Annotated in this window: 20 protein-coding genes; 12 read left to right on the top strand and 8 right to left on the bottom strand. The window is 72.6% G+C overall.

Annotated features, from left to right (window positions below):
• Positions 1–25: 25 nt before the first annotated feature.
• Positions 26–1,096, bottom strand: a complete 1,071-nt coding sequence (locus ACFP1K_RS09905; protein WP_380749415.1) for an NAD-dependent epimerase/dehydratase family protein — start codon at positions 1,094–1,096, stop codon at positions 26–28.
• Positions 1,097–1,178: 82 nt separating this feature from the next.
• Here ACFP1K_RS09905 and ACFP1K_RS09900 point away from each other — a divergent pair, with 82 nt between their 5' ends.
• From ACFP1K_RS09900 to ACFP1K_RS09890, 3 genes are all read left to right on the top strand, one after another.
• Complete coding sequence (locus ACFP1K_RS09900) at positions 1,179–2,465, top strand: zinc-dependent metalloprotease (RefSeq protein ID WP_380749412.1); 1,287 nt, start codon at positions 1,179–1,181, stop codon at positions 2,463–2,465.
• Positions 2,466–2,491: 26 nt separating this feature from the next.
• Positions 2,492–3,034 carry an NUDIX hydrolase gene (locus ACFP1K_RS09895; RefSeq protein WP_380749471.1) on the top strand — a complete coding sequence of 181 codons (543 nt, stop codon included), beginning with the start codon at positions 2,492–2,494 and terminating at the stop codon, positions 3,032–3,034.
• A 119-nt stretch (positions 3,035–3,153) separates the two neighbouring features.
• Positions 3,154–4,170, top strand: a complete 1,017-nt coding sequence (locus ACFP1K_RS09890; protein ID WP_380749409.1) for an endonuclease/exonuclease/phosphatase family protein — start codon at positions 3,154–3,156, stop codon at positions 4,168–4,170.
• On the opposite strand, the gene ACFP1K_RS09885 is transcribed toward ACFP1K_RS09890, so the two are convergent.
• Together ACFP1K_RS09885 and ACFP1K_RS09880 are read right to left on the bottom strand one after the other, a co-directional pair.
• Positions 4,171–4,761: a hypothetical protein gene (locus tag ACFP1K_RS09885; protein ID WP_380749406.1), complete on the bottom strand. Its 591-nt coding sequence runs from the start codon at positions 4,759–4,761 to the stop codon at positions 4,171–4,173.
• A complete protein-coding gene (locus tag ACFP1K_RS09880; protein ID WP_380749403.1) occupies positions 4,755–5,270 on the bottom strand; it encodes a M48 metallopeptidase family protein in 516 nt (171 codons plus the stop codon). The genes ACFP1K_RS09885 and ACFP1K_RS09880 overlap by 7 nt, the downstream gene beginning before the upstream one ends.
• Before the next feature lie 254 nt (positions 5,271–5,524).
• Here ACFP1K_RS09880 and ACFP1K_RS09875 point away from each other — a divergent pair, with 254 nt between their 5' ends.
• From ACFP1K_RS09875 to ACFP1K_RS09865, 3 genes are all read left to right on the top strand, one after another.
• On the top strand, positions 5,525–6,640 hold the full coding sequence (locus tag ACFP1K_RS09875; protein WP_380749400.1) for a ThiF family adenylyltransferase: 1,116 nt from the start codon (positions 5,525–5,527) through the stop codon (positions 6,638–6,640).
• Entirely contained in the window at positions 6,637–7,980 is a 1,344-nt protein-coding gene (locus ACFP1K_RS09870) for an ABC1 kinase family protein (protein WP_380749397.1), read from the top strand. Before ACFP1K_RS09875 ends, ACFP1K_RS09870 begins: the two co-directional genes overlap by 4 nt.
• A 390-nt stretch (positions 7,981–8,370) precedes the next feature.
• Positions 8,371–8,556: a hypothetical protein gene (locus ACFP1K_RS09865; RefSeq protein WP_380749394.1), complete on the top strand. Its 186-nt coding sequence runs from the start codon at positions 8,371–8,373 to the stop codon at positions 8,554–8,556.
• Between the two features lie 1,185 nt (positions 8,557–9,741).
• Here the strand turns inward: ACFP1K_RS09865 and ACFP1K_RS09860 are convergent.
• The 4 genes from ACFP1K_RS09860 to ACFP1K_RS09845 all read right to left on the bottom strand — a co-directional run bounded on the left by ACFP1K_RS09860 (position 9,742) and on the right by ACFP1K_RS09845 (position 13,522).
• Positions 9,742–10,011: a WhiB family transcriptional regulator gene (locus ACFP1K_RS09860; protein ID WP_347637101.1), complete on the bottom strand. Its 270-nt coding sequence runs from the start codon at positions 10,009–10,011 to the stop codon at positions 9,742–9,744.
• A 125-nt stretch (positions 10,012–10,136) separates the two neighbouring features.
• Positions 10,137–10,475 (bottom strand): hypothetical protein, encoded by a 339-nt coding sequence (locus ACFP1K_RS09855; protein WP_380749390.1) that lies wholly within the window; start codon positions 10,473–10,475, stop codon positions 10,137–10,139.
• A gap of 117 nt (positions 10,476–10,592) precedes the next feature.
• Positions 10,593–11,468: an acyl-CoA thioesterase gene (locus ACFP1K_RS09850; protein ID WP_380749387.1), complete on the bottom strand. Its 876-nt coding sequence runs from the start codon at positions 11,466–11,468 to the stop codon at positions 10,593–10,595.
• Complete coding sequence (locus tag ACFP1K_RS09845) at positions 11,465–13,522, bottom strand: ATP-dependent DNA helicase UvrD2 (RefSeq protein WP_380749384.1); 2,058 nt, start codon at positions 13,520–13,522, stop codon at positions 11,465–11,467. Before ACFP1K_RS09845 ends, ACFP1K_RS09850 begins: the two co-directional genes overlap by 4 nt.
• Positions 13,523–13,660: 138 nt before the next feature.
• Between ACFP1K_RS09845 and ACFP1K_RS09840 the strand changes: the two genes are divergently transcribed.
• Together ACFP1K_RS09840 and ACFP1K_RS09835 are read left to right on the top strand one after the other, a co-directional pair.
• Entirely contained in the window at positions 13,661–14,644 is a 984-nt protein-coding gene (locus ACFP1K_RS09840) for an alpha/beta hydrolase (RefSeq protein ID WP_380749381.1), read from the top strand.
• Positions 14,645–14,736: 92 nt separating this feature from the next.
• A complete protein-coding gene (locus tag ACFP1K_RS09835) occupies positions 14,737–14,976 on the top strand; it encodes a mycoredoxin (protein WP_380749378.1) in 240 nt (79 codons plus the stop codon).
• A 30-nt stretch (positions 14,977–15,006) separates the two neighbouring features.
• Here ACFP1K_RS09835 and nudC read toward each other — a convergent pair whose 3' ends face one another.
• Positions 15,007–15,987, bottom strand: coding sequence for an NAD(+) diphosphatase (gene nudC / locus ACFP1K_RS09830; RefSeq protein ID WP_380749375.1), 981 nt, complete (start codon positions 15,985–15,987; stop codon positions 15,007–15,009).
• 201 nt (positions 15,988–16,188) lie between these two features.
• Here nudC and ACFP1K_RS09825 point away from each other — a divergent pair, with 201 nt between their 5' ends.
• From ACFP1K_RS09825 to ACFP1K_RS09810, 4 genes are read left to right on the top strand one after another with little or no spacing between them, the layout of a single operon-like run.
• Positions 16,189–17,358, top strand: coding sequence for a siderophore biosynthesis protein (locus ACFP1K_RS09825; protein WP_380749372.1), 1,170 nt, complete (start codon positions 16,189–16,191; stop codon positions 17,356–17,358).
• Positions 17,355–18,908: an IucA/IucC family protein gene (locus ACFP1K_RS09820; protein ID WP_380749369.1), complete on the top strand. Its 1,554-nt coding sequence runs from the start codon at positions 17,355–17,357 to the stop codon at positions 18,906–18,908. The genes ACFP1K_RS09825 and ACFP1K_RS09820 overlap by 4 nt, the downstream gene beginning before the upstream one ends.
• Positions 18,905–20,614, top strand: a complete 1,710-nt coding sequence (locus tag ACFP1K_RS09815) for an IucA/IucC family protein (RefSeq protein ID WP_380749366.1) — start codon at positions 18,905–18,907, stop codon at positions 20,612–20,614. The genes ACFP1K_RS09820 and ACFP1K_RS09815 overlap by 4 nt, the downstream gene beginning before the upstream one ends.
• Positions 20,611–21,762 carry a type III PLP-dependent enzyme gene (locus ACFP1K_RS09810; RefSeq protein WP_380749363.1) on the top strand — a complete coding sequence of 384 codons (1,152 nt, stop codon included), beginning with the start codon at positions 20,611–20,613 and terminating at the stop codon, positions 21,760–21,762. Before ACFP1K_RS09815 ends, ACFP1K_RS09810 begins: the two co-directional genes overlap by 4 nt.
• The last annotated feature ends 48 nt before the right edge of the window (positions 21,763–21,810 follow it).

Here is a 21,810-nt window from a genome sequence, read left to right as displayed (position 1 = left end):
CGCGTCCCCGTGCTTTCCGGCCGTGCTAGGTGCGCCGCTTGCGGCGGGCCCTGCGCACGATGGCGGCGGTGCCGATGACCGCGACGGTCGCCCCCGCGGCCGTGATCGTGGCCTCCTTGCCCGACAGCCTGCGTCCCACCACGGCGTGCCGGCCCTCGCGCAGCTCCAGGAGCTGCTCCAGCGCGCTCTCGTTGGTCCAGGCCGGCTTCCACCCGGCGGCGCGCAGCGCGGAGCAGTCGACCACCCAGGGGTACACCACGTAGTGCAGGTCGGTGGCGGGGCCGGGGGTGACGCCGAGCCGGTGCAGGCGCTGGGCGGTGCCGAAGGTCAGCCCGGCGGGCAGCTCGAAACGCCGCAGGCCGGACAGCTCCTCGACCTGCTCCATCTCCAGCCAGCCGTCGCAGCCGACGCTGACCACCCCGGACACCGTGCCGAGCGCCGCCATGTGGAGCGCGGACAGCAGGTCGTCCACATGGCAGAACTGGAAGCGCGGCTCGGAGCCCTTGACGGCCAGCAGGCGCGGGGCCTCGAAGTGGCGGGTGACCACGGTGTCCATCCCCGGCCCGACCACGGCGGCCGGCCGCAGCACGGTGACCTCCAGCCCGGGATGGCTGCGCGTGGCCCGGCGGGCGAGCGCCTCGACCTCCAGGTGGTCGCCGACGATCCCGGAGTCGGGCTCGGCGGCCACCGGGGAGTCCTCCGGGAGCGGCACGGGGTTGTCGGGCGCGGCGCCGTAGACCATGGCGCTCGTCACGAGCACCGTGCGGCGCACCCGGGCGGCGGCCGAGGCGGTGAGCACGGTCTGTGCCGCGCGGACGTTGTAGGCCCGGCGGGCGCCGGGCTCGGAATCGAGCCCGCAGTCGGTGCCGAGATGGACCAGGACGTCCACATCGGAGATGCGGTTCGCCAAGAGCGGATCTCGGACGTCGAGCACCCGCCAGGTGACGTCGGGGACGTCGCCCCGTTGGTCGTCGATGGCCACCACACGGCGGAAATCCGCAGACGAGGCGACCCGGGAGACGAACTCCCTCCCGAGGCCCGAGGCCGCGCCGGTGACGGCGACGACCGGGGGCCTGGGGCGTTTCGAGGTAGTCACGAGGTCCTCACTTTGCACTGATCCGCCCTACGACGGATAACGTGGCGGATGTGGACTCCTCCATCCTGCACGAGGTAGAGCGGTGACTGACCTGCCAGGTCGCGAAAACGACCCCAACGAGAATCCGTTCGCGATGTTCGGGGATCCCGAGCAGATGGCGGCCGCCATGCGGCAGTTCGCCGACATGCTCTCGACCCCTCAGGGCTCCGGACCGGTCAACTGGGACATGGCCAAGAACATCGCGCGCCACGCCGTGGTCGCCGAGGGTGATCCGAGCGTGATGGAGGGTGAGCGACGCCAGATCGTCGAAGCCCTGCGCCTGGCCGACCTGTGGCTGAACGAGGCCACCGCGCTGCCGAGCGGGCTGAGCGCGCCGGAGGCGTGGAGCCGTTCGGAATGGATCGAAAAGACCGTCCCGGTCTGGAAGCAGCTGTGCGACCCCATCGCCGAGCGCATGGTCGAGACCATGAGCGGCACCCTCGGCGGGCTCGGCGGGGAGAGCGGCGCGGCGATGGCCCAGCTCGGGCCGCTGGTCGGCATGATGCGCCAGATGGGCGGCATGATGGTCGGCAGCCAGATCGGCCAGGCCCTCGGCGCGCTCGCCCCCGAGGTGATCGGCTCCACCGACATCGGGTTGCCGCTGTCGCCCACGGCCGCGCTGCTCCCCGCGGGCATCGCGGCGTTCAGCCACGGCCTGGAGATCCCGTCCGAGGAGATCCGGCTGTACCTCGCGCTGCGGGAGGCCGCACACCACCGGCTGTTCCAGCACGTCCCGTGGCTGCGGTCGCAGCTGCTCGGCGCGGTCGAAGAGTACGCCAAGGGGATCACCGTGGACGTCTCCGCGCTCGAGGAGCAGATCCGCGGCCTGGACGTCAACAACATGGAGCAGATCCAGGAGGCGCTGAGCGGCAGCGCGCTGCTCAAGCCCGAGGAGAGCGAGCGCCAGAAGGCCGCGCTGACCCGGCTGGAGACCCTGCTCGCGCTGGTCGAAGGCTGGGTCGGCACGGTCACCGACACCGCGGCCTCCGGCAAGCTGCCGTCCGCTGCCGCGCTGTCGGAGACCGTACGGCGGCGGCGCGCGACCGGCGGCCCGGCGGAGCGCACCTTCGCCACGCTCGTCGGCCTGGAGCTGCGCCCGCGGCGGCTGCGCGAGGCCGCGGCGCTGTGGCAGGCCCTCGCGGCCGGCCGGGGCGTCGAGGGGCGGGACGCGGTGTGGTCCCACCCCGACCTCATGCCCGACGCCACCGACCTGGACGACCCCGAGGCGTTCGTCCAGGGGGACACCGGTGACCCGGGGCTGAACATGTCGGCGTTCGAGGACTCCGAGGACGGTAAGAAGCCCGGCGACGACGGTCCCGGCGCCGGATGACGTCACGCCCCGCCCCGCCGCGTCACATGCGGTTGCGCGAGGACGCGGTGGCGTCGCTGACCGGCTGGACCGCGCCGACCGGGCCCGAGGAGGCGCTGCGGGCCGAGTTCCTCACCCACCTGGCCGCGTACGACGACGCGATGTGGCGGTCGTGCGCGCCGGGGCACCTGACGGCGACCACCGCGGTGTTGTCGCACGACGGGGCCCTGGTGCTGCTCACCCACCACCCCAAGGCGCGCATGTGGCTGCCGATGGGGGGCCACTGCGAGCCGTCCGACGACTCCCTGGCCTCGGCCGCGCTGCGCGAGGCCACCGAGGAGTCCGGCATCCCCGGGCTGCGGCTGCTGCCCGGGCCACTCGCCCTGGACCGGCACCGGGTGTGGTGCCATCCCCCGCACAGCTGGCATCTCGACGTGGAGTACGGGGCGGTGGCGCCCCCCGGGGCCGAGTTCGTACGCAGCGACGAGTCGCTGGAGCTTCGGTGGGTGCCGGTGGACGACATCCCCGAGCCCACCGACGAGGCCACCCGCCGCCTGGCGCGGCGGGCCCGGGCCGTCCTGCTCGGCTGACCCGCGCATACCGTCGTCCGGTCCGGGAAGATCGACCCCGGTCAGGGGCGTTTTCTCACGCCCGCCCTATCAGGCGGTGGATAGGGTCGATGGCGTACGACCTAGGCACGTGGAGTCAGGTGGACACTTCGACCGACACACCGGTGGGCGGGGTCATCACGACGCCGCCGTCGTTCCGCTGGCGGAAGGTGCGCGTGCCGGGCACGCTCGCCTGGCTGGCGGTGACCCCGTTCGCGGCCTGGGCCGTCGCGCGGGTCGCGGGGCTGGAACGTGGATCGTTCCTGGCGCAGATCATCACGGCGACGCCCTACGCCGCGGCGGGCTCGCTGCTGCCGGTGCTGTTGTCGTTGCTGTCGCGCCGGAAGGCGGCGACGGCCGTGGCGCTGGCGACGACCGCGGCGCTCGGCGTCAGCGTGCTGCCCCGGGCGTTCGGGGACACCCCGGCGTCCGCGGGCGGGGAGCCGTTCACGGTGCTCACCTCCAACCTGCTGTTCGGGCACGCCGACACCCAGGCGCTGGTCGACCTGGTGCGACGGCACCGGCCCGACGTACTGAGCACCCAGGAGCTGACGCCCGAGGCGGTGCAGGAGCTGGACGCGGCGGGACTGAAGGAGCTGATGCCGTACCGCGTCCTCGAGGACGAGTGGAGCGCGGCCGGCAGTGGCATCTTCTCCAGCCATCCGCTCACCCGGGTGGACGGGATGTTCCAGGTGATCGGGCACAACATGCCGGCGGCCGAGCTGACCACGCCCGGCGGCGCCCGCCTGCAGATCGTCGACGTGCACACCCTGCCCCCGCTCGGCCGCCAGACCGTGCTGTGGACCGCCGGGCTCCGGGCGCTGCCCTCGGCGCCGTCCTCCGGCCCGTTCCGCGTCCTGGCCGGCGACTTCAACGCGAGCCTGGACCACGCCGAGATGCGCCGCCTGGTCGGCCGGGGCTACCACGACGCCGGTGACATCACCGGCAAGGGACTCATCCCGACGTGGCCCGCCAACAAGCGCGTCCCGCCGCTGATCACCATCGACCACGTCCTCACCGACCAGCGCGTCGCCGTACGGCATTACAACGTCTACGACATCCCCGGCACCGACCACCGCGCCGTCCTCGCCGAGTTGTCCGTCCCGCCCGCCGGCTGATCAGGCGCTGAGCAGGGCGCGGGTGTTGTCCCAGCCCTCCAGGCCGGGGTCCAGGCGGACGAGGTCGGCGGGGGTGCGCAGGCGGTGCCAGCCGGGGGCGGTGGCGACCATGCGGGGGCCTGGGGCCTCGGCGCGCAGGCGGGCGACGACGCCGGGGGTGTCCAGGCCGGCGGTGGCCCAGTCCGGGTAGGGCAGGTGGGCCGCGACGGCGACGGCGGTGCCGTCCTCGGCCGGGGTGACGGCGAGTGCGGAGCGGCCGAGTTCGCGGAAGAGCTTGCCGATGAGCAGGGGCGGCAGGTCGGGGGCGTCGCCGCTGATCACCACGGCCTGCTCCCCGTACGGGCGCAGCGCGGCGAAGACCTCGGCCAGGGTCGCCCCGTGGGGCAGCTCGACGACGCGGGTGCCCGGCCAGGCGATGTCGTGCAGGCCCTCGACGCCGGCGCCGACGATCACGGGTTCCACCAGGTCCAGGCCGGCGACGATCTCGTAGGTGTCCTCGGCGAGGGCACGCGAGAACTCACCGGGGTCGACGCCGGGTGGTGCCCCACCACCCAGATCCGGCGTGACCAGGACGGCCGCGAGTCTCAGCACTCGTCCGTGGTGCCGTTGGCGGCCATGGAGTATCCCTCCAGGAAGCCGCGGGCGCGCTCGGCCTTCGGGTAACGCTCCACCAGGGCCCAGAAGCGCGGGCCGTGGCTCGGTACCAGCAGGTGAACCAGCTCGTGCATGATGACGTAGTCGACCACCCAGGACGGCATGCCCTTCAGGCGGGTGGACAGCCTGATGGTGCCGTGGTCGGGGGTGCACGAACCCCAGCGGTGCCGCTGGTTGTCGACCCAGCGCACGCTGGTGGGCAGGGCCTCGTCGCCGAGGTAGCGTGCCGACAGGTCTTTGGCGCGTTCGAGAAGGTCGTCGTCGCTCGGGCGTCTGCGCTGCTCCTTGGCCGCGAGCCGGTCGAGCATGCGGCGCACCCATTGTTCCTCGTCCGTGCTGCTCAAACCGGCAGGTAGAAGCACGATGGTCTTGTCGCCATCGCGGTACGCGGATACGGTTCGCCGTCGGCGTGCACTCCGACGGACCTCCACTGTCTCGGGGGGCACATAAGCACGGTAGCCGAGAGCGCCCGGATTCCACAGGGGGTGGTCCGCGTTTTCGCTGGTCAATCAGTGTTCGCCAGGTGTTCAGCAACCACACCCCTAACTTGCGACACATCGCCCGGTGAGCTTGCCGTCACATACCCCGGCCGGGGCGCGGGATCGGGGTCGTCCACAGGGGTGCGCTTCCGCGGGGAGGTTATCCACAGCCGGGACCTGACTCGCTCCGCGCCGTGCGCGGCTGTGCGAGGCTCGCGCACATGACCCAGACGCGACCTTCCACCAGGCCACAGCCGGTGCGGCCCCGCCTCAAGCCCGCGCTGCGCCGTGTCGACCGCGACGACCACAACCTGCAGCTCGGCGTCCATCCGCTGCGCGCGGTGGTGCTCACCGGCCTGGAACCGCCGATGCGCGGATTCGTGGAGAGCCTCGACGGCACCCGCACGCTGGACGAGCTGATCGCCGCCAGCGACCTCGGCGAGCAGGCGGTCCGCGAGGTCGTGCGGCTGCTCGCCGACGGTGGCCTGCTGGACGACGCGGCGGTGCGGCCCGACGCGTTGCGCGGGCTGCCTCCCCCCGAGCGCGAGCGGCTCGGCCCCGATCTCGACGATCTCTCGTTGTCGCGGGCCGACGCTGGCGACGGCGGGCTGAGCGCGTTCGACCGGCGGCGCCGGGCCCAGGTCCGCGTGTACGGCGCGGGGCGGGTCGGCGCGCAGATCGCCGTGCTGCTCGCCGCCTCGGGCATCGGGCATCTGTGCGTCGTCGATCCCGAGCCCGCCCGGCACGAGCACGTGGTGCCCGGCGGGCTGACGTACGCGGACGTCGGACGGCCCCGGGAGGAGGGCGCGGCGGCCGCGGCGCGCCGGATCGCGCCCGGGGTCAACGCGTGGACCGGGCGCACCGCCTCACGTCCCGCCGACGGCGGGGCCCGGCCGGCCCTGGTGATCCTGGCGCCGGTGGGGCCGCTGGACGCGCTGATCGCCCTGGAGCTGGTGTCGCAGGGCATCCCCCACCTTCTGGTGAGCGCGGGCGAGGGGGTGGGGTCGGTGGGCCCGCTGGTGCTGCCCGGCCGCACGCCGTGCCTGCGCTGCCTGGAGCTGATCCGGCGGGACCGCGACCCCACGTGGCCCACCGTCGGCCGCCGGCTCGGGGGCTATCCGGCGGGCGAGATCGCGTGCGGCACCACGCTGGCGGCGCTGGTCGCGGCGCAGGCGACCGGGCACGCGCTGGCCCATGTCGACGGTCTGGAGCCCGTTGTGACGAACCGCACAGTGGACGTAACCCCTGACTGGCAGTGGAAAAAGCGCTCCTGGGCTGCTCATCCGCGCTGTGCGTGTAGTCGGGAACGTGAGGATCCGTTAACAATGGTCGCGTGACTGAGTTCCCCCGAAATGCCGTGACGCGCTCCGCCAAGCTGGCGACGCTCCCTCTCGGGTTCGCCGGCCGCACCGCCCTCGGAGTGGGCAAGAGGCTCGGGGGGAAATCCGCCGAGATCGTCGCCCAGGAGATACAGCAGCGCACGTCCGAACAGATCTTCAAGGTCCTCGGGGAGCTGAAGGGCGGCGCGATGAAGGTCGGGCAGGCTCTGTCGATCTTCGAGGCGGCGCTGCCGCCGGAGATCGTGGGGCCGTACCGCGCGGCGCTCACCAAGTTGCAGGACGCGGCGCCGCCGTTGCCCGTCGCCACCGTGCACGCGGTGCTCGGTGAGCAGCTCGGCGACGACTGGCGGGAGAACTTCCTCGAGTTCGAGGACACCCCCGCCGCCGCGGCCTCGATCGGGCAGGTGCACAAAGCCGTCTGGCACGACGGTCGCCAGGTGGCCGTGAAGATCCAGTATCCCGGCGCGGGCAAGGCCCTGCTCGGGGACTTCAACCAGCTGGCCAGGCTCGGCAAGCTCTTCGGGATGCTGATGCCCGGCCTGGACATCAACGCCGTGATCGGCGAGCTGCGCGAGCGGGTCGCCGAGGAACTCGACTACCTGAAGGAGGCGGAGGCCCAGCACGGTTTCGCCGTGGCGTACCGCGACGATCCCGACTTCCGCGTGCCGGAGGTCATCGCGGCCAACGAGCAGATCCTGGTCACCGAGTGGATCGACGGCACCCCCCTGTCGAAGATCATCACCTCCGGCACCACAGAGGAACGGGATCAAGCCGGCCTGCGGTTCGTGCGGTTCCTTTTCAGCTCCCCCGCCCGCGCCGGGATGCTGCACGCCGACCCCCATCCCGGCAACTTCCGCGTCCTGCCGGACGGACGGCTCGGCGTGCTCGACTTCGGCGCGGTCAACCACATGCCCGACGGCTACCCCGAGGTGTTCGGCACCCTCACCCGGATCTTCATCAAGGGCGACATGGACACCGTGATCCAAGGCCTACGCGACGAGGGCTTCATCCGCCCCCACATAGACGTCGACCCCGAAGCCCTGCGCGCCTTCCTGGCCCCCTACGTCGAACCGACCCGCGTCGAAGAGTTCACCTTCAGCCGCGAGTGGCTCCAACGCCAAGCCGCCACCGTAACCGACCTCCGCCCCACCAACGTCGTACGCCAGCTCAACCTCCCCCCGTCCTACGTCCTGATCAACCGCGTCCACATCGCCGGCATCGGCGTCCTCTGCCAGTTGGGCACCACCGCCCGCTTCCGCGACGAGATAATCCACTGGGTCCCCGGCTTCGCCGACGACCCCCCCGAAGACCCCACCCCCGCCCTAGCCACCACCTGACCCGCCCCCCTCGCGCGCCAAGGAACACGACGGCACCCACCCCCCTTCCCCGCGAGGCTTCGCAGTGGGTTTATCGCCGTACGCTGGCGCCGATTTCGCTATATCCCGCCTCACCGTCACGGCGCCGGAGAAGACCCGCCTGGACGAACCGATCGTGCGCCCGAGCCGTCCGGCCATGACGGCCATGACGGCACCCGAGCCGTCCGGCCATGACGGCACCCGAGCTGTACAGCCATGGCGGGAGCACCCGGGTTGTGCGGCAATGGCAAGGGCGCCCCGAGGTGAGCGGCCACGGCTGGAGCACCCGAACTGTACGGCCATAGCAGGGGCGCCCGAGTTGTGCGGCCCGCCCCCGCTCCCGCGCCCGCCCCCGCTCCCGCTCCCGCGCCCGTGCCCGCTCCCGTGCCCGTCCCCGCGCCCGTGCCCGTCCCCGCGCCCGTGCCCGTCCCCGCGCCCGTCCTCGTGCCCGCGCCCGTCCTCGTGCCCGCGCCCGTCCTCGTGCCCGCGCTCGTGCCCGCGCTCGTGCCCACGCTCGTGCCCACGCTCGTGCCCACCCGCGCCCACTCTCGCGGGTGACGTCCGCGTGCGGTGGTGGATATCCCCGGAATCGGGTGGGCTGTGCTCGACATGGTGGGAATCGACAACGGGTGGGGCCATCCACCCCAACCGCAGAAGGGTTTGACGTTGTTGATCCCTTAACGTCAGCCCCCTGGTGAGCCATGGTGGGTTTCTCACCGTACGACGGCGCCGATTTCGCCGTACCACGTCTCACCGTCGCGGCGCCGGAGAGGAGCACCAGGTATACCGCCACAGCCGGAGCGCACGAGCTGTATCGCTTTGCGGGCGCCCACGCTCGCGGGGTGACGTCCGCTTGCGGTGCTGGATATCCCTGGAATCGGGTGGGCTGTGCTCGACATGGTGGGAATCGACAAGGGGTGGGGTCATCCACCCCGGCCGGAGAAGGGTTTGAGGTCGTTGATCCCTTGACGTCGGCTGTCCCTGGTGAGCCATGGTGGGTTTCTCGCCGTATGACGGCGCCGATTTCGCCGTACCGCGTCTCACCGTCGCGGCGCCGGAGAAGAGAACCGCCTGGACGAACCGATCGTGCGCCCGAGATGTACGGCCATGGCGGAGCGCCCGAGCCGTGCGGCCATGACGGCACCCGAGCATGGCGGAGCGCCCGAGCCGTGCGGCCATGACGGCACCCGAGCATGGCGGAGCGCCCGAGCTGTACGGCCTTGCGGGTGCCTGCGCTCGTGGGGTGACGTCCGCTTGCGGTGGTGGATATCACCGGAATCGGGTGGGCTGTGCTCGACATGGTGGGAATTGATAACGGGTGGGGCCATCCACCCCAACCGCAGAAGGGGTTGACGTTGTTGATCCCTTAACGTCAGCCACCCCTGGCGACCCATGCCGGGTTTCTCCCCCGTGGGGTGTCGGGTGGGATGGGGAAAGGCGGCCCCCGGGGAGGGGCCGCCTTTGGGTTGTCGGGAATGGGCCGGTGTGGCTGCCGGGGGTTAGACCAGGCGGGCTATGGCGTGGCGGAGGCGGGTTGAGGCGCGTTCTGCCTGCTTGCGGGCGCGGTTTACTCGGCGGAGGCCGGATACGAGGCGTTGGTGCTCGGCCTCGCGGTGGAGGGTTCGTATTCGGTCTCGAACCAGTTCTTCATGCATAAAGGGTGTGTCGACGTTCCAAGTCGGCAGGAAACTCATCGGAATCGGGTCCTTTCGAGGTGCCAGGAAGTGGCTTCGGGTGTGTTTGTCAGGCCGCGACAGGAGTCTTACGGGGACGCCCGCGGGGGCGCTTCTTCGGGACGACGACTCCCCGGAGGACCAGTTCGCCGCCCCAGACACCCCAGGGCTCCTCGCGCTCAAGCGCGCGCGCCAGGCAGGCCTTCTGGATGGGGCACCCTCCGCAGAGGGCCTTCGCGAACTCGACGTCGTCAGGGGACTCGGCGAACCACAGGTCGGGATCGGTACGACACGGGATATCGGCTTCGTCGACCAGGTCCATGGTCGTCCAAACCGCCATCTGCGTCACCTTTCTATGCTGGACTTGATCTTGGTGGTTACCTCGTGGCGGTGATCAGCGGCGGTACATCAAAAAGGCCGCGGATCCCGGTGCGGATCCGCGGCCTGAAGGCTGGTATTAACCGGTCAGGTTATGACCGGATGCCTCCAGGGTGGCGGACCCTGCACCACGCCATTAGCGGTGCTCGTGGTCTGCGGGTCGACGACCGGACGACGCCCAAGGGCGTCGGCGTAGCCGAAGACCATGTCGATGGTGGTGCTGCGGTGGCCGAAGGCGGCCTCACCCAGGCGGGCCTGGATCAGGGCAGTCTTCTCCTGGCGGAGTTTGGCCGAGGCTCCGGCGGTGATGCCGGCGGTGCCCCGCCAATCGGCCGGGGCGATGACGGTCCGGATGCCGGTGGCGACAGCGGAGTCAGCGCACGAGAGGGCGAGCCACGGCGTGGTGGTCTGCTTCGTGATCTCCACTGTGGTCACCTCCCTCTCGGATGTTGACGGTAGGTCGGACAGGGCTCGTCCGACCGGCTTGAGCATGACTCTAAACGTGGACCGGGGACCCCGGCAACAGATTTTCTACCTGCGATTTCACGAATTCGAGACACGAATCATGACCTCCTGCACGACCGATACCGCGAGGTCGCCAGTCGGAGTGAACATCTGCCCCCGCGCGAGCCCGCGAGCGCCGCCTGACCACGGCGACTCCTGGGCGTACAGCACCCAGTCGTCGACCCGCAGCGGGCGGTGGAACCACATGGCGTGGTCGAGCGAGGCACCGGTCATGTTGGTGGCGCCCCACGCCAGCCCGTTGGCGAGCAGCACGGTGTCCACCAGCGTGTAGTCCGAGGCGTAGGCGGCCAGCACGACGTGCAGTATCGGGTCGTCCGGCAGGTCGGCGTCGTAGCGGAACCACACCTGCGTCTCCGAGCTGCGCAGCGAGGGGTCGGCGACGGCCTCCCAGGTGAGCGGCGTGACGTACCGCGAGTCGACCGGCCGGGGCCGCGACAGCCACTCGCGCCACGGCTCCTTGTCCCCGACGGCCGCGCGCATGCGGTCCTGGAACAGCGGCAGCGTCTCGGGCGCGGGCACCTGCGGCATGACGACCGCCTGGTGCGTGACGCCCTGCTCGGCGATGTGGAAGGACGCGGACATGGTGAAGATCGCCTTGCCGTGCTGGATGGCGGTCACCCGCCGGGTCGTGAAGGACCGCCCGTCCCGGACGCGCTCGACGTTGTAGACGATCGGGATGGCCGGGTCGCCGGGGCGGATGAAGTAGGCGTGCAAGGAGTGGACCGACCGGTCGTCGGCGGGGAGCGTGCGGCCCGCGGCGACCAGTGCCTGCGCCGCCACCTGCCCGCCGAAAACTCTCTGGATGCGCTCCTCCGGGCTGCGTCCCCGGAAGATGTCGTTCTCGATCTGCTCCAGGTCGAGTAGGTCGAGGACCTCCTTGAGCGCCTCGTTCACGTAATTTCTCCTCCGCGGCAGATGTTGAGCACGGCTTCGCCGTATCGCTCTAGTTTGACCCGCCCGATGCCCGCGATGGCGAGCAGGTCGTCCTCGGAGGTGGGAACGCGCTCGGCCATCGCCTGAAGGGTGACGTCGGTGAAGACCACATAGGCCGGCACCTTGGCCTCCTTGGCGGCCGTGGCACGCCAGTCCTTGAGCCGCCCGAGCAGCTCGACGTCGAAGTCCGCCGGGCAGGTGGCGCAGCGGCCGAGCTTCTGCTCGGTGGCGGCGGTGAGAGTCTTGGCGCAGATCCGGCAGTGGATCGCCGGGGACTGCCGCGGCGTGACGGCGGTCCGCTCGCGGGGCGCGGACACCCGGGTGGGGGCGACGCCGGTGAGGCCGTCCAGGAACCGGGACGGCCGCCGGGCCTTGCGGCCGCCGGGCGAGCGGGCGAGCGCCCACGACAGGTGGAGGTGCGCGCGGGCCCGGGTGATGCCGACGTACAGCAGGCGCCGTTCCTCCTCGACCTGCTCGGGGGTCTCGGCGTAGATGATCGGCAGCATGCCCTCGGTGAGGCCGATCAGGAAGACCGCGTCCCACTCCAGGCCCTTGGCGGCGTGCAGCGACGCCAGGGTGACGCCGTCGATCGGCGGGGCGTGCTGCTCGGTGGCCCGGCGCTCCAGCTCGGCGACGAAGCGGGACAGGTCGCCGCCCTCCGCCGCGATGTCCTCGGCCAGCTCGGCGAGCGCCCGCAGCGACTCCCACTTCTCCCGCGCGGTGCCGCCGCCGGGCGGCTCCGGGGTGAACCCGATGCCGCCGAGGACGTCGTGCACGGTATGCGCCAGCGGCTGGTCCTGGTTGGCCGAGCGGGCGGCGCCGCGCAGCAGCACCACCGCCTGGCGCACCTCGGGCCGTTCGAAGAACCGCTCGGCGCCGCGCAGGAGGTACGGCACGCCGGCCTGGGCGAACGCCTGCTCGTACGCCTCGGACTGGGCGTTCACCCGGAACAGCACGGCGATCTCGCGGCTCGGCGTGCCGCGCGAGATCAGCTCCTTGACCCGCCGGGCCACGAGCGCCGCCTCGGCCGCCTCGTCGTCGCACTCGGCGAACACCGGCTTCGGTCCCTCGGGGCGCTGGGCCACCAGCTCCAGCCGGTGCGGGCCGCGGGAGCGGGCGAGCACGCGGTTGGCGAGGTCGACCACCTGCGGCGTGGAGCGGTAGTCGCGCACCAGCTTGATCACCGTGGCGGAGGGGTGTTCGACGGCGAAGTTGGTGAGGTAGCGCGGTGTGGCCCCGCTGAACGAGTAGATCGTCTGGTTGGGGTCGCCGACCACGCACAGGTCGTCCCGGCCGCCGAGCCAGGTGTCGAGCAGCAGCTTCTGCAGCGGGTTGACGTCTTGGTACTCGTCGACGACGAAGTAGCGGTACTGCTGGCGGATCTGCGCGGCAACCTCTCGGTGCTCGGACATGACCGCGGCGGTGAGCTCCAGGATGGTCTCGAAGTCGACCAGGTGGCGCTCGCGGCGCAGCGTCTCGTACGCGTCGAACAGGTGGGCGACCTGGTCGGGCGGGATCGGCGGGGTGCGGCCGGCCTTCACGGCGGCGGCGGGGTAGTCCTCGGGCGCGATCTGGGTGACCTTGGCCCATTCGATCTCGGCGGCGACGTCGCGCAGCTCCGCGCGGTCGGAGCCGCGGCGCAGCGTACGGGCGGCCTCCATGAGCACGGGCAGCTTGGACTCGATCACCCGGGGCGGGTCGCCGCCGATGACGCGGGGCCAGAAGTAGGTGAGCTGGCGCAGCGCGGCGGCGTGGAAGGTGCGCGCCTGGACGCCGTGCGCGCCGAGCACCCGCAGGCGCTGCTTGAGCTCACCGGCGGCGCGTGTGGTGAAGGTCACAGCGAGCACGCTCTGCGCGTCCGCGGCTCCGGTACGTACGGCGTGGGCGATACGGTGCGTGATCGCCCTGGTCTTCCCGGTGCCGGCCCCTGCCAGAACGCATACCGGACCGCGCACGGCCTCGGCCACCTGGCGTTGTTCCGGGTCGAGATCCGCGAGGGCGTCGTCGCGCTCCAAGTCGCCTCCTGGCATCCGATCGGGGCAGGTGTGCCATCATCCTTCCAGTAGCGCCTGCCACACGTGGCATCAGGCGTGCACAACGACGGCGTTTTGCCCCACAATGAGGGCCATGATTGCGGGGAAGGAAAGATCGAAGTGAGAAGTTCGGTGACCCTGGGAGCGCTCGCTCTGGCCGCCGCCCTCCTCATCCCGGCCACCGCGTCGCCCGCCGGGGCCCAGATCGCGCCGACGCCCACGCCGACGCCGAGCTCGCTGCCCCAGCCGGACGTGCTGGCCTCCACGGTCATCCAGACCTTCTCGTACGGCAAGCACCGCCGCCAGCGCATGGACGTGTGGTGGCAGCCGGACGGCGCCCGGCGCCCCGCGGTGTTCCTGCTGCACGGCGGCTGGTGGAGCGGCGGCGACAAGAAGTACATGACCGCGGTCAGCCAGTCGTACGCCGAGCTGGGATACACCGTCTTCAACATCAACTACCGGCTGTCCCAGGACGCCGCGTGGCCCGCGCAGCGCACCGACGCGCTGGACGCCATCGCCACCGCGCGCAGGCACGCCGCGCGTTTCTCCTTCGACCCCGACCGGTACGTCGTCATCGGGTTCTCCGCGGGCGGCCACATCGCGACCGCCGTCGGCACCTACCGCGACGGCGTGCCCGGCCTGCGCGGGGTGGTCGGCATCTCGCCGGTGGTCTCGCCGCTCACCGCGTACTCCGACGGCGACGAGGGCGCCGACCCCGACCAGCGCAAGCTGCGCCAGGCCGCCATCGCGCTCGCGGGCGGCTGCCGCCCGACCGGCGCCTGCGCGCGGGTGTGGTCGAGCATGGAGGTGCCCTGGCACGCCAGCCCGCACGACGCCCCGGTGATGAGCGTGCACTCCTCCGACGAGTTCGTCCCGGCGTACCACAGCGAGCTGCTGAAGGAGCAGCTCAACCAGGTGGGCGTGGCGATGAACATCCGGGTGGTGCCGGGGTATTTCCACAGCTCGCCGCTGTACCGCGAGCCCGGCGTGGCCGAGGCCGTGCAGGAGTGGGTGGCCGGCAAGGTGGCCCTCCCCGTCCGGACGGCGCAGAAGAAGCGGACGGCCCACGCCCTGCCCTCCCTGCGCAAGGTCGAAATCCGCTGACCCCGCGCGGACGGGCCGGGAACAACCGGCACGGACCGGGATGTTGCAGGCTGATGCCGATGGTGCTCAGTGGGAAGGGAACAGGTCATCTCATGGCCCTCAAGGTGTACACCACCAGTTGGTGCGGCCCCTGTAAGCGACTGAAGAGCCAGCTCACCAGGGAAGGCATCGCCTACGACGAGATCGACATCGAGGCGGACGACGACGCCGCCCGGTTCGTGATGAGCGTCAACGGCGGCAACCAGGTGGTGCCGACCGTCGTCCTGCCCGACGGCAGCGCGTTGACCAACCCCTCCGTCATTCAGCTCAAGGCCCGGCTCGCCGCCGTCTGACGCGTCCGGCGTTCGCCCGCCGTCCGGGAATCACCAGTCCCCGGGAAGGTAGGAGCCGTACCACGTCTCGATGAGGCGGCGGGCGATCGAGACACCCGGCGGGAGCCGGATCTCGCCGTTCTCGACGGCGGCGCCGAGTTCGGTGCGGGTCAGCCAGCGGGCCTCGACGATCTCTTCGGTGTCGGGGATGAGGTCGGTGGTGGTGGCGCGGGCGAAGAACCCCAGCATCAGGCTGCGGGGGAACGGCCACGGCTGGCTGCCGAGGTAGCGCGGGGCCGTGACGGTGATGCCGACCTCTTCCAGCACCTCGCGGGCGACGGCCTGCTCCAGCGACTCGCCCGGCTCGACGAAGCCCGCGAGCACCGAGAACCGCCCCTCCGGCCACTGCGGGCCGCGGGCGAGCAGGCAGCGGTCGTCGCCGTCGTGGACCAGCATGATCACGGCGGGGTCCACCCGGGGGAAGTGCTGGCTGCCGTCCACGGGGCAGACGCGCGTGTGGCCGCCCGCGACGATGGTGGTGCCGGCGCCGCACCGGGGGCAGTGCTCGTGCGCCGAGTGCCACGCCTCCAGGGCGACGGCGTTGACGAGCAGCCCGGCGTCCCGGTCCCCCAGCACCGCGCCGGCCTTGCGCAGGCCCTCGGCGGCGATGTCCGCCCAGTCGGGGACGTCCTGGACGGCCCCGGCGACCTCGGTGCCCCGGGGCAGCTGGACGCCGGTGGGCAGCGGGGCGGTCACCGCGACCGCGAAGTAGGCGATGCCGTCGGAATCGACCCCGAGCAGGTAGCGCTCGCCGGGCGGGGTCTGGTGGGGGGACAGGAAGACGAGCTCGGCGGTGCCGTTCAGCCGGCGCACCAGGGTGTGGCCGTCGCCGATCAGCAGCACGCGGGTGGCGGGGTCGGCCCAGGCGGTCTTCAGCCAGGCCTCGTCGTTGCGGTGGACCGCGGATCTGTCGACCCCGCCCCTGGCCAGTAGCAGCGGCCCCAGCAACGCCTCACCGTGCAGGCTGTCCACGCGACGCCTCCTCCCACCTGGTTGCCCATCTTATGCCGCCGCCTTCTGGCGCCTGGAAACGCGGCACCTTTCCGGTCACCGCCGCACCCCCTGCAACACGGACATTTCCTCTAATTAGCATGTCCGGCAGCAGGCTGATCTTGTGGGGGGCTACCATTCTTCGGGTTGTTAGGTAAGCCTTACCTGCTTTAGCATCCGGGGGTGCCTCGCGTGCGGCTCTACCTCACCGCGCTCAACCCGACCGACTCGGTGACCGGCGGATTCCTCCCGGCGGCCCGCGCGCTCGGATACGAGGTGACTCTCCTCACCGACCAGCCCGAGCGGTACAGCGACGTCGACACCCTGCGCACCGACGTCCGCGACGCCCGCGCCGTGATCGACACCATCGCCCGCCACCACCCCCCGGACGCGATCTTCTCCGACTCCGACCACATCCAGCCCGAGACCGCTCTGGCCGCCGCCTACTTCGGCCTCCCCGGCAAGGACTGGCGAGCCTGCCTCACCACCAAGAACAAGTACCTGACCCGCCGCGCCCTGGCCGCCGCCGGCGTCGAACAGGTCCGCACGACCCTCCTGACCCCCGGCGCCCCGCCACCCCCCGGCCTCCCCTACCCGGTGGTGGTCAAGCCCCGCGAGGGCGTCGCCAGCGAGGACGTCGTCCTCGTCCACACCCCCGGGGAACTCGGCCGGGTGACGTCCGCCATAGCCCGGCGCCGCCCCGGCGCCCCCCTGATCGCCGAGGAGTACCTGCGCGGCCCTCTCCACACCTTGGAGACCCTCGGCGACGGCCACGACCTACGGGTCCTCGGCGGCTTCCGCACCACCCTCGGCCCGTTGCCCCACTTCGTGGAGGAACGACTCGACTGGCACGCCGAGCCGGGGCGGGACAGGGATGTGGAGCATGTGTTGCGGGCGCTCGGAGGGGTGGGGGTCGGGTTCGGGGCGTGTCATACGGAGTATGTGCGGACCGAGGAGGGGCCGCGGATCGTTGAGATCAACTATCGGCTGATCGGGGACACGTGTGACTTTCTGCTGGCCGAGATCCTCGGGGTGCCGCTGTTCGAGTGGGTGTTGCGGGTGCACCTCGGGGAGCGGGTGCCCGAGGTGCCGGCGTCCGGGAGGCATGGGGCCGCGGTGAGCCTGGTGGCGGCGCGGCCGGGGGTGATCACGCGGACGCCGGGGGACGTGGCCGAGACGATCGGCGGGGCGCGGCTGCGGCACCGGCCGTTGCGGGCGGCCGGGGAGAAGGTGGAGCTCACCCACACCAACCGCGACTACTTGGGGGTGGTCCGGGCGGTGGGGCCGGACCCGGCGGCGGTGGACCAGGCCATCGAGACCTTCCGTGCCCGTACGCCGTGGGTGGTCGAGTGACCGCGCGGGACGGCGGCACGGGGCTCGCGGCCCGCGTGCTCGACGCCCTGCTGCGCGAGGACTTCGGCGGGCTGGCCTCCCGGGTGACCCGTTCCAAGAACGGCGTGCTGCTGGTGCTGCCCTCCGGTCGCCAGGTGCCCCTCGGGCCCGGCGGCCTGTTCCAGGACTTCGCGGTGCTGCCGGGCACGGCGCCGCCGCTGACGGAGGTGCTGTCGGCGGTCGCCGAGATCGCCGGGCCGGGCGGCGCGCGGCGGGCCGCCGCGTTCGCGCAGGAGTGCCGGGCGGCGTGGCGGGCGCGGGAGCTGCACGACACGTACCGGGACGGGGTGCTGACCCGGCTGCGCGCGGAAGGATCAGGCACGCTGATCGCCCGCGAGACGGTGGCGGCGTTCCTCGACCACCCGGTCCACCCCACCTCAAGGGCCAGACCCGGTCTGTCGGACGAGCAGCTCACGGCGTACGCCCCCGAGTTCGCGCCGCGCTTCACGCTGCGCTGGGCCGCCGTCCCCCGCGACCGGGTGGCCGCGCACGGCGAGGAGCCCGCCTGGTGGCCCGAGCCGGGCCTGTTCCCCGTGCACCCGCTGGCGCTCCCCGAGGTGCGCCGCGTCCCCGGCGTCGAGATCAGGGACACGCGGCCGGTCACCGTACGGCCCACGCTGTCGATGCGGACGGTCGAGGTGGCCCCGCGCGTCCATCTCAAGCTTCCCCTGCCCACCAGCACCCTCGGCGCGCGCAACCGCCGGTCGATCAAGCCGGGCACCCTGGCCGACGCCGCCAGGGCCGAGCTGCTGCTGCGTCAGGTGCTGGCCAGGGAACCCGGCCTGCCCGTGCTGGTCGCCGACGAGCAGACCTACGCCGACGGCGGGCACGAGTACCTGGGATGGATGGTGCGGCGCCTGCCCGAGGGCGAGATCGTGCCGGTCGCGGCCCTGCTCGCGCCGTCCCCCGGCCCCGGTCCCCGGGTGCTGGACGAGGTGGCCGCCCGGTACCGCGGCGGGGACGCCAGGGCGCTGCTCGCCGACTACCTGCGGGTGCTGCTCGGGTGGAACGTGCTGCTGTTCGTGCGGTACGGCATCGCGCTGGAGGCCCACCAGCAGAACCTCGCCCTGGTGTTCGGCCCAGGCGGCGGGCCGTCCCTGCTGGTCAAGGACAACGACGGGCTGCTGTGCTCGCCGGACCGGCTGGCCGGATCGGGCCTCGCGGCGCCGGAGTTCGCCGACCGGCGGCTGCTGACCGACGACCCGCACCGGCTCGCGGACGTGTTCGTGACGATCACGCTGCACCTGGCCGCCGCCGCGGTCGCGTTCGGCGCCGGGTACGGCGGGCTGGTCGCCGAGATCCTCGGGGCGGCGCTGGCCGAGCACGGCGACCACCCGATGGCCCGCCTGCTGCGGGCGCGCACCCTGGACGCGGCCCGGCTGGTCGGGAAGTCGATGGTGGGCGCCGGGACGCTGCTGGACCGCTCGCGGGTCGCCGCGGACGTCAACAAGCATTACGGCACCAGCGGCCCCAACTACCTGCGCCACCTGAACGGAGAGGCGGTCCGATGAGCGGCGTCGCGGTCGACCCCCCGGCGGAAATGGCCGGGACACCCGGCTCCGTGGACGAGGTCGTCCCGTCCTGCGCGGACGCCGAGGAGATCGCGGAGGGAGCGGCACTGGCCGCGCTGCTGCGCTGCTGCGTGCGGGAGGTCGCCGGGCCGCGTGGCCAGGTGTGGACGGCCGGGCCGTACCTGCTGCTGCGTCTCGCGGACGGCCTGATCCGCGTGCCCGCCTCCGGCGGCCCGGCCCTGCGCTTCGACGCCCCGCCCAGCCTGCGCGACCAGGGCACCTGGCGTCCCCTCACGCTCGAACGGCTCATCCGGCTGGTCCAGGCGCAGCTGGGCGGTCCGGAGGCGGGGAACGACGAGTTCGCCGGGCAGGTGCTCGGCAGCCGGGCGGTGGTGGCGGCCGTGGTGCGGCGGCGGGCGGTGACCGTGCCGCCGGAGGACGAGTGGCTGGCGTCCGAGCAGGCTCTGGTGTTCGGGCATCCGTTCCATCCCTCGCCGAAGGCGCGCGGCGGGCGGGGGTGGCTGCGGTACGCCCCCGAGGCGCACGCCAGGTTCCCGCTGCGGCTGCTCGGCGTGCGGGACGACCTGGTGGCGACCGGTGGCGACGCCGGGGCGCTGGACGGGCTCGGGGTCGCACCGCCGGGGTACACCCTGCTGCCTGTCCACCCCTGGCAGCTCGGCCTGCTCGGCGCGGAGCTGGCCGGGCCGCTGGCGGACGGACGGCTGGTGGACCTCGGGGAGACCGGCGAGCCCGCCGTGCCGACGTCCTCGGTGCGCACGGTGTACGAGCCGCAGACCGGCCGGTGCCTGAAGTTCAGCCTGGACGTGCGGATCACCAACTGCGTGCGCAAGAACGCGTGGTACGAGCTGGTCGCGTCCGCCGAGCTGAGCGGGCGCCTGGAACCGGTGTTCGCCGACCTCGCGCTGCGCTTTCCCGGCACCCGCTGGCTGCCCGAGCCGGGGTGGCGCTCGGCGTCGCTCGGCACGCGCCTGCTGGAAGGCCTCGGGGTGATCGTCCGCGCGTCCCCCTGGCAGGTCGCGGGGCCCGGCGTCACACCCGTCCTCGCCGGGGCCCTCGCCGCGCCCGGCCCGCTCACCGGGCTCGGCGCGCAGGGACGGATCGGGGCGGCGCTGCGGGCCGTGCGGGCGGACCCGGCGGCCTGGTGGGCGGCGTACGTGGACCGGGTCGCGCCGCCCGTGCTGGAGGCGTACTTCCGGCACGGTGTGGTGCTGGAGCCGCACCTGCAGAACGTGCTGATCGGGCTGGACTCCGGCGGCATGCCGGTGCGGGCGGTGTTCCGGGACCTGGAGGGCACCAAGCTCGTCGCCGGGCGGCACGACCTGTCCGCGCTGCCCGGCCTGGTCGCCAGGACGTCCACCTATGACCCCGCGCGCGGCTGGGACCGTGTGATCTACTGCCTCATGGTGAACCACCTGCCCGAGATCGCCGCCACCGTGGCCGAGACCGCCTGCGACGGCCCCGCCGCCCCGCGCGCCACCGCCGAGCTGCTGCGGGAACTGTGGGCGGTCGCGCGTTCCCGCCTCGCGCGGTACGCCGCCGGGCACCACCGGCCACGCCTCGCCGCCCTGCTGGCCGGCGCCCCGCTGCCCGCCAAGGCCAACCTCTCGGTCCGCTGGACCCGCTCCGCCGACCGCGACGCCTCCTACGTCCCGGTGGCGAGCCCGTTCACGGGGATGACGGCGTGACCACGCCCGGGGACGCCTCGCCCGAGCTCCGGGCCGCTCACATGGACCTCCCCGATCGGGTGCGGGAGCGGGCCGAGCGTCTCGGTGAGGCCCTGCCGGCCTACGTGTACGACCTGGCGGGGCTGGACGCGCACGCGGCGGCCGTGCGGCGGGCGTTGCCGGACGTCGAGCTGTACTACGCGGTGAAGGCCAACCCCGATCCCGCCCTGCTGCACACGCTCGCGCCGTACACCGACGGGTTCGAGGTGTCCTCCGGCGGTGAGGCCGCACACGTGGGTTCGGTGCTGCCCGGGGCGCGGATGGGGTTCGGCGGGCCGGGGAAGACCGACGCCGAGCTGGCGCTGCACGTGCACCGCATGCACGTCGAGAGCCCGGGGGAGCTGCGCCGCCTGATCGGCGTCGGCGGGCCGGTCGACGCGCTGCTGCGGGTCAACCTGGACGTCCCGGTGGAGGGCGCGTCGCTGACCATGGGCGGCGGCGCGACGCCGTTCGGCATGGACCCGGGCGGGGTCGCCGAGTGCCTGGGGCTGCTGCGCGGCCAGAACCGCGTCCGTTCGCGGGGCTTCCACGCCCACCTGGCCAGTGGCCTGGACGCCCCCGAGCTGCTGCGGCTGGCAAGCGCCGTGCTGGAGTTCGCCAGGGAGCACGGCGGCGGGGAGGTCAACGTCGGCGGCGGGATGGCCGTGTCGTACCGGCGGCCGGGCGAGAGGTTCGACTGGGACGCCTACGGCAAGGGGCTCGCGGCCCTGCGCGGGCCGGGCGAGACGCTGCGCGTGGAGCCGGGCCGCGCGCTCACCGCGTACTGCGGCTGGTATCTCACCCGGGTGCTGGACGTGAAGCGGGTGCACGGCGAGGTGTTCGCCGTGGTCACCGGCGGCACCCACCACCTGCGCACACCCGCCGCCAAGGGCCACGACCAGCCCTTCGCCGTGCTGCCCACCGGGGACGGCACGACCGGCGTGAGCGAGGAGCCGGTGACCGTGGTGGGCCAGCTCTGCACGCCCAAGGACGTGTTCGCCCGCCGGGCCGTCACCACGGTGCGGGTGGGCGACATCGTGGCGTTCGGCATGGCGGGGGCTTACGCCTGGACCATCTCCCACCACGACTTCCTGATGCACCCCCGGCCCGGTTTCCACTACCTCACCTGAGGACGGGGGCCGCTCACGCCGGTGAGCGGCCGCCTGCCTCAACCTCGG

Origin of the sequence: Sphaerisporangium aureirubrum, from assembly GCF_042658925.1 — a bacterium.
In the GTDB taxonomy this organism is placed as follows: Bacteria; Actinomycetota; Actinomycetes; order Streptosporangiales; family Streptosporangiaceae; genus Sphaerisporangium; species Sphaerisporangium aureirubrum.
Note: the sequence above shows the minus strand (reverse complement) of the source record. Positions and strands in the feature narration are given on the sequence as shown.

Coding starts and splice junctions, on each gene's coding strand:
- ACFP1K_RS09895 (WP_380749471.1), top strand. CDS start 2,492: ATGCGGTTGCGCGAGGACGCGGTGGCGTCGCTGACCGGCTGGACCGCG.
- ACFP1K_RS09875 (WP_380749400.1), top strand. CDS start 5,525: ATGACCCAGACGCGACCTTCCACCAGGCCACAGCCGGTGCGGCCCCGC.
- ACFP1K_RS09860 (WP_347637101.1), bottom strand. CDS start 10,011: ATGGCGGTTTGGACGACCATGGACCTGGTCGACGAAGCCGATATCCCG.
- ACFP1K_RS09835 (WP_380749378.1), top strand. CDS start 14,737: ATGGCCCTCAAGGTGTACACCACCAGTTGGTGCGGCCCCTGTAAGCGA.
- ACFP1K_RS09815 (WP_380749366.1), top strand. CDS start 18,905: ATGAGCGGCGTCGCGGTCGACCCCCCGGCGGAAATGGCCGGGACACCC.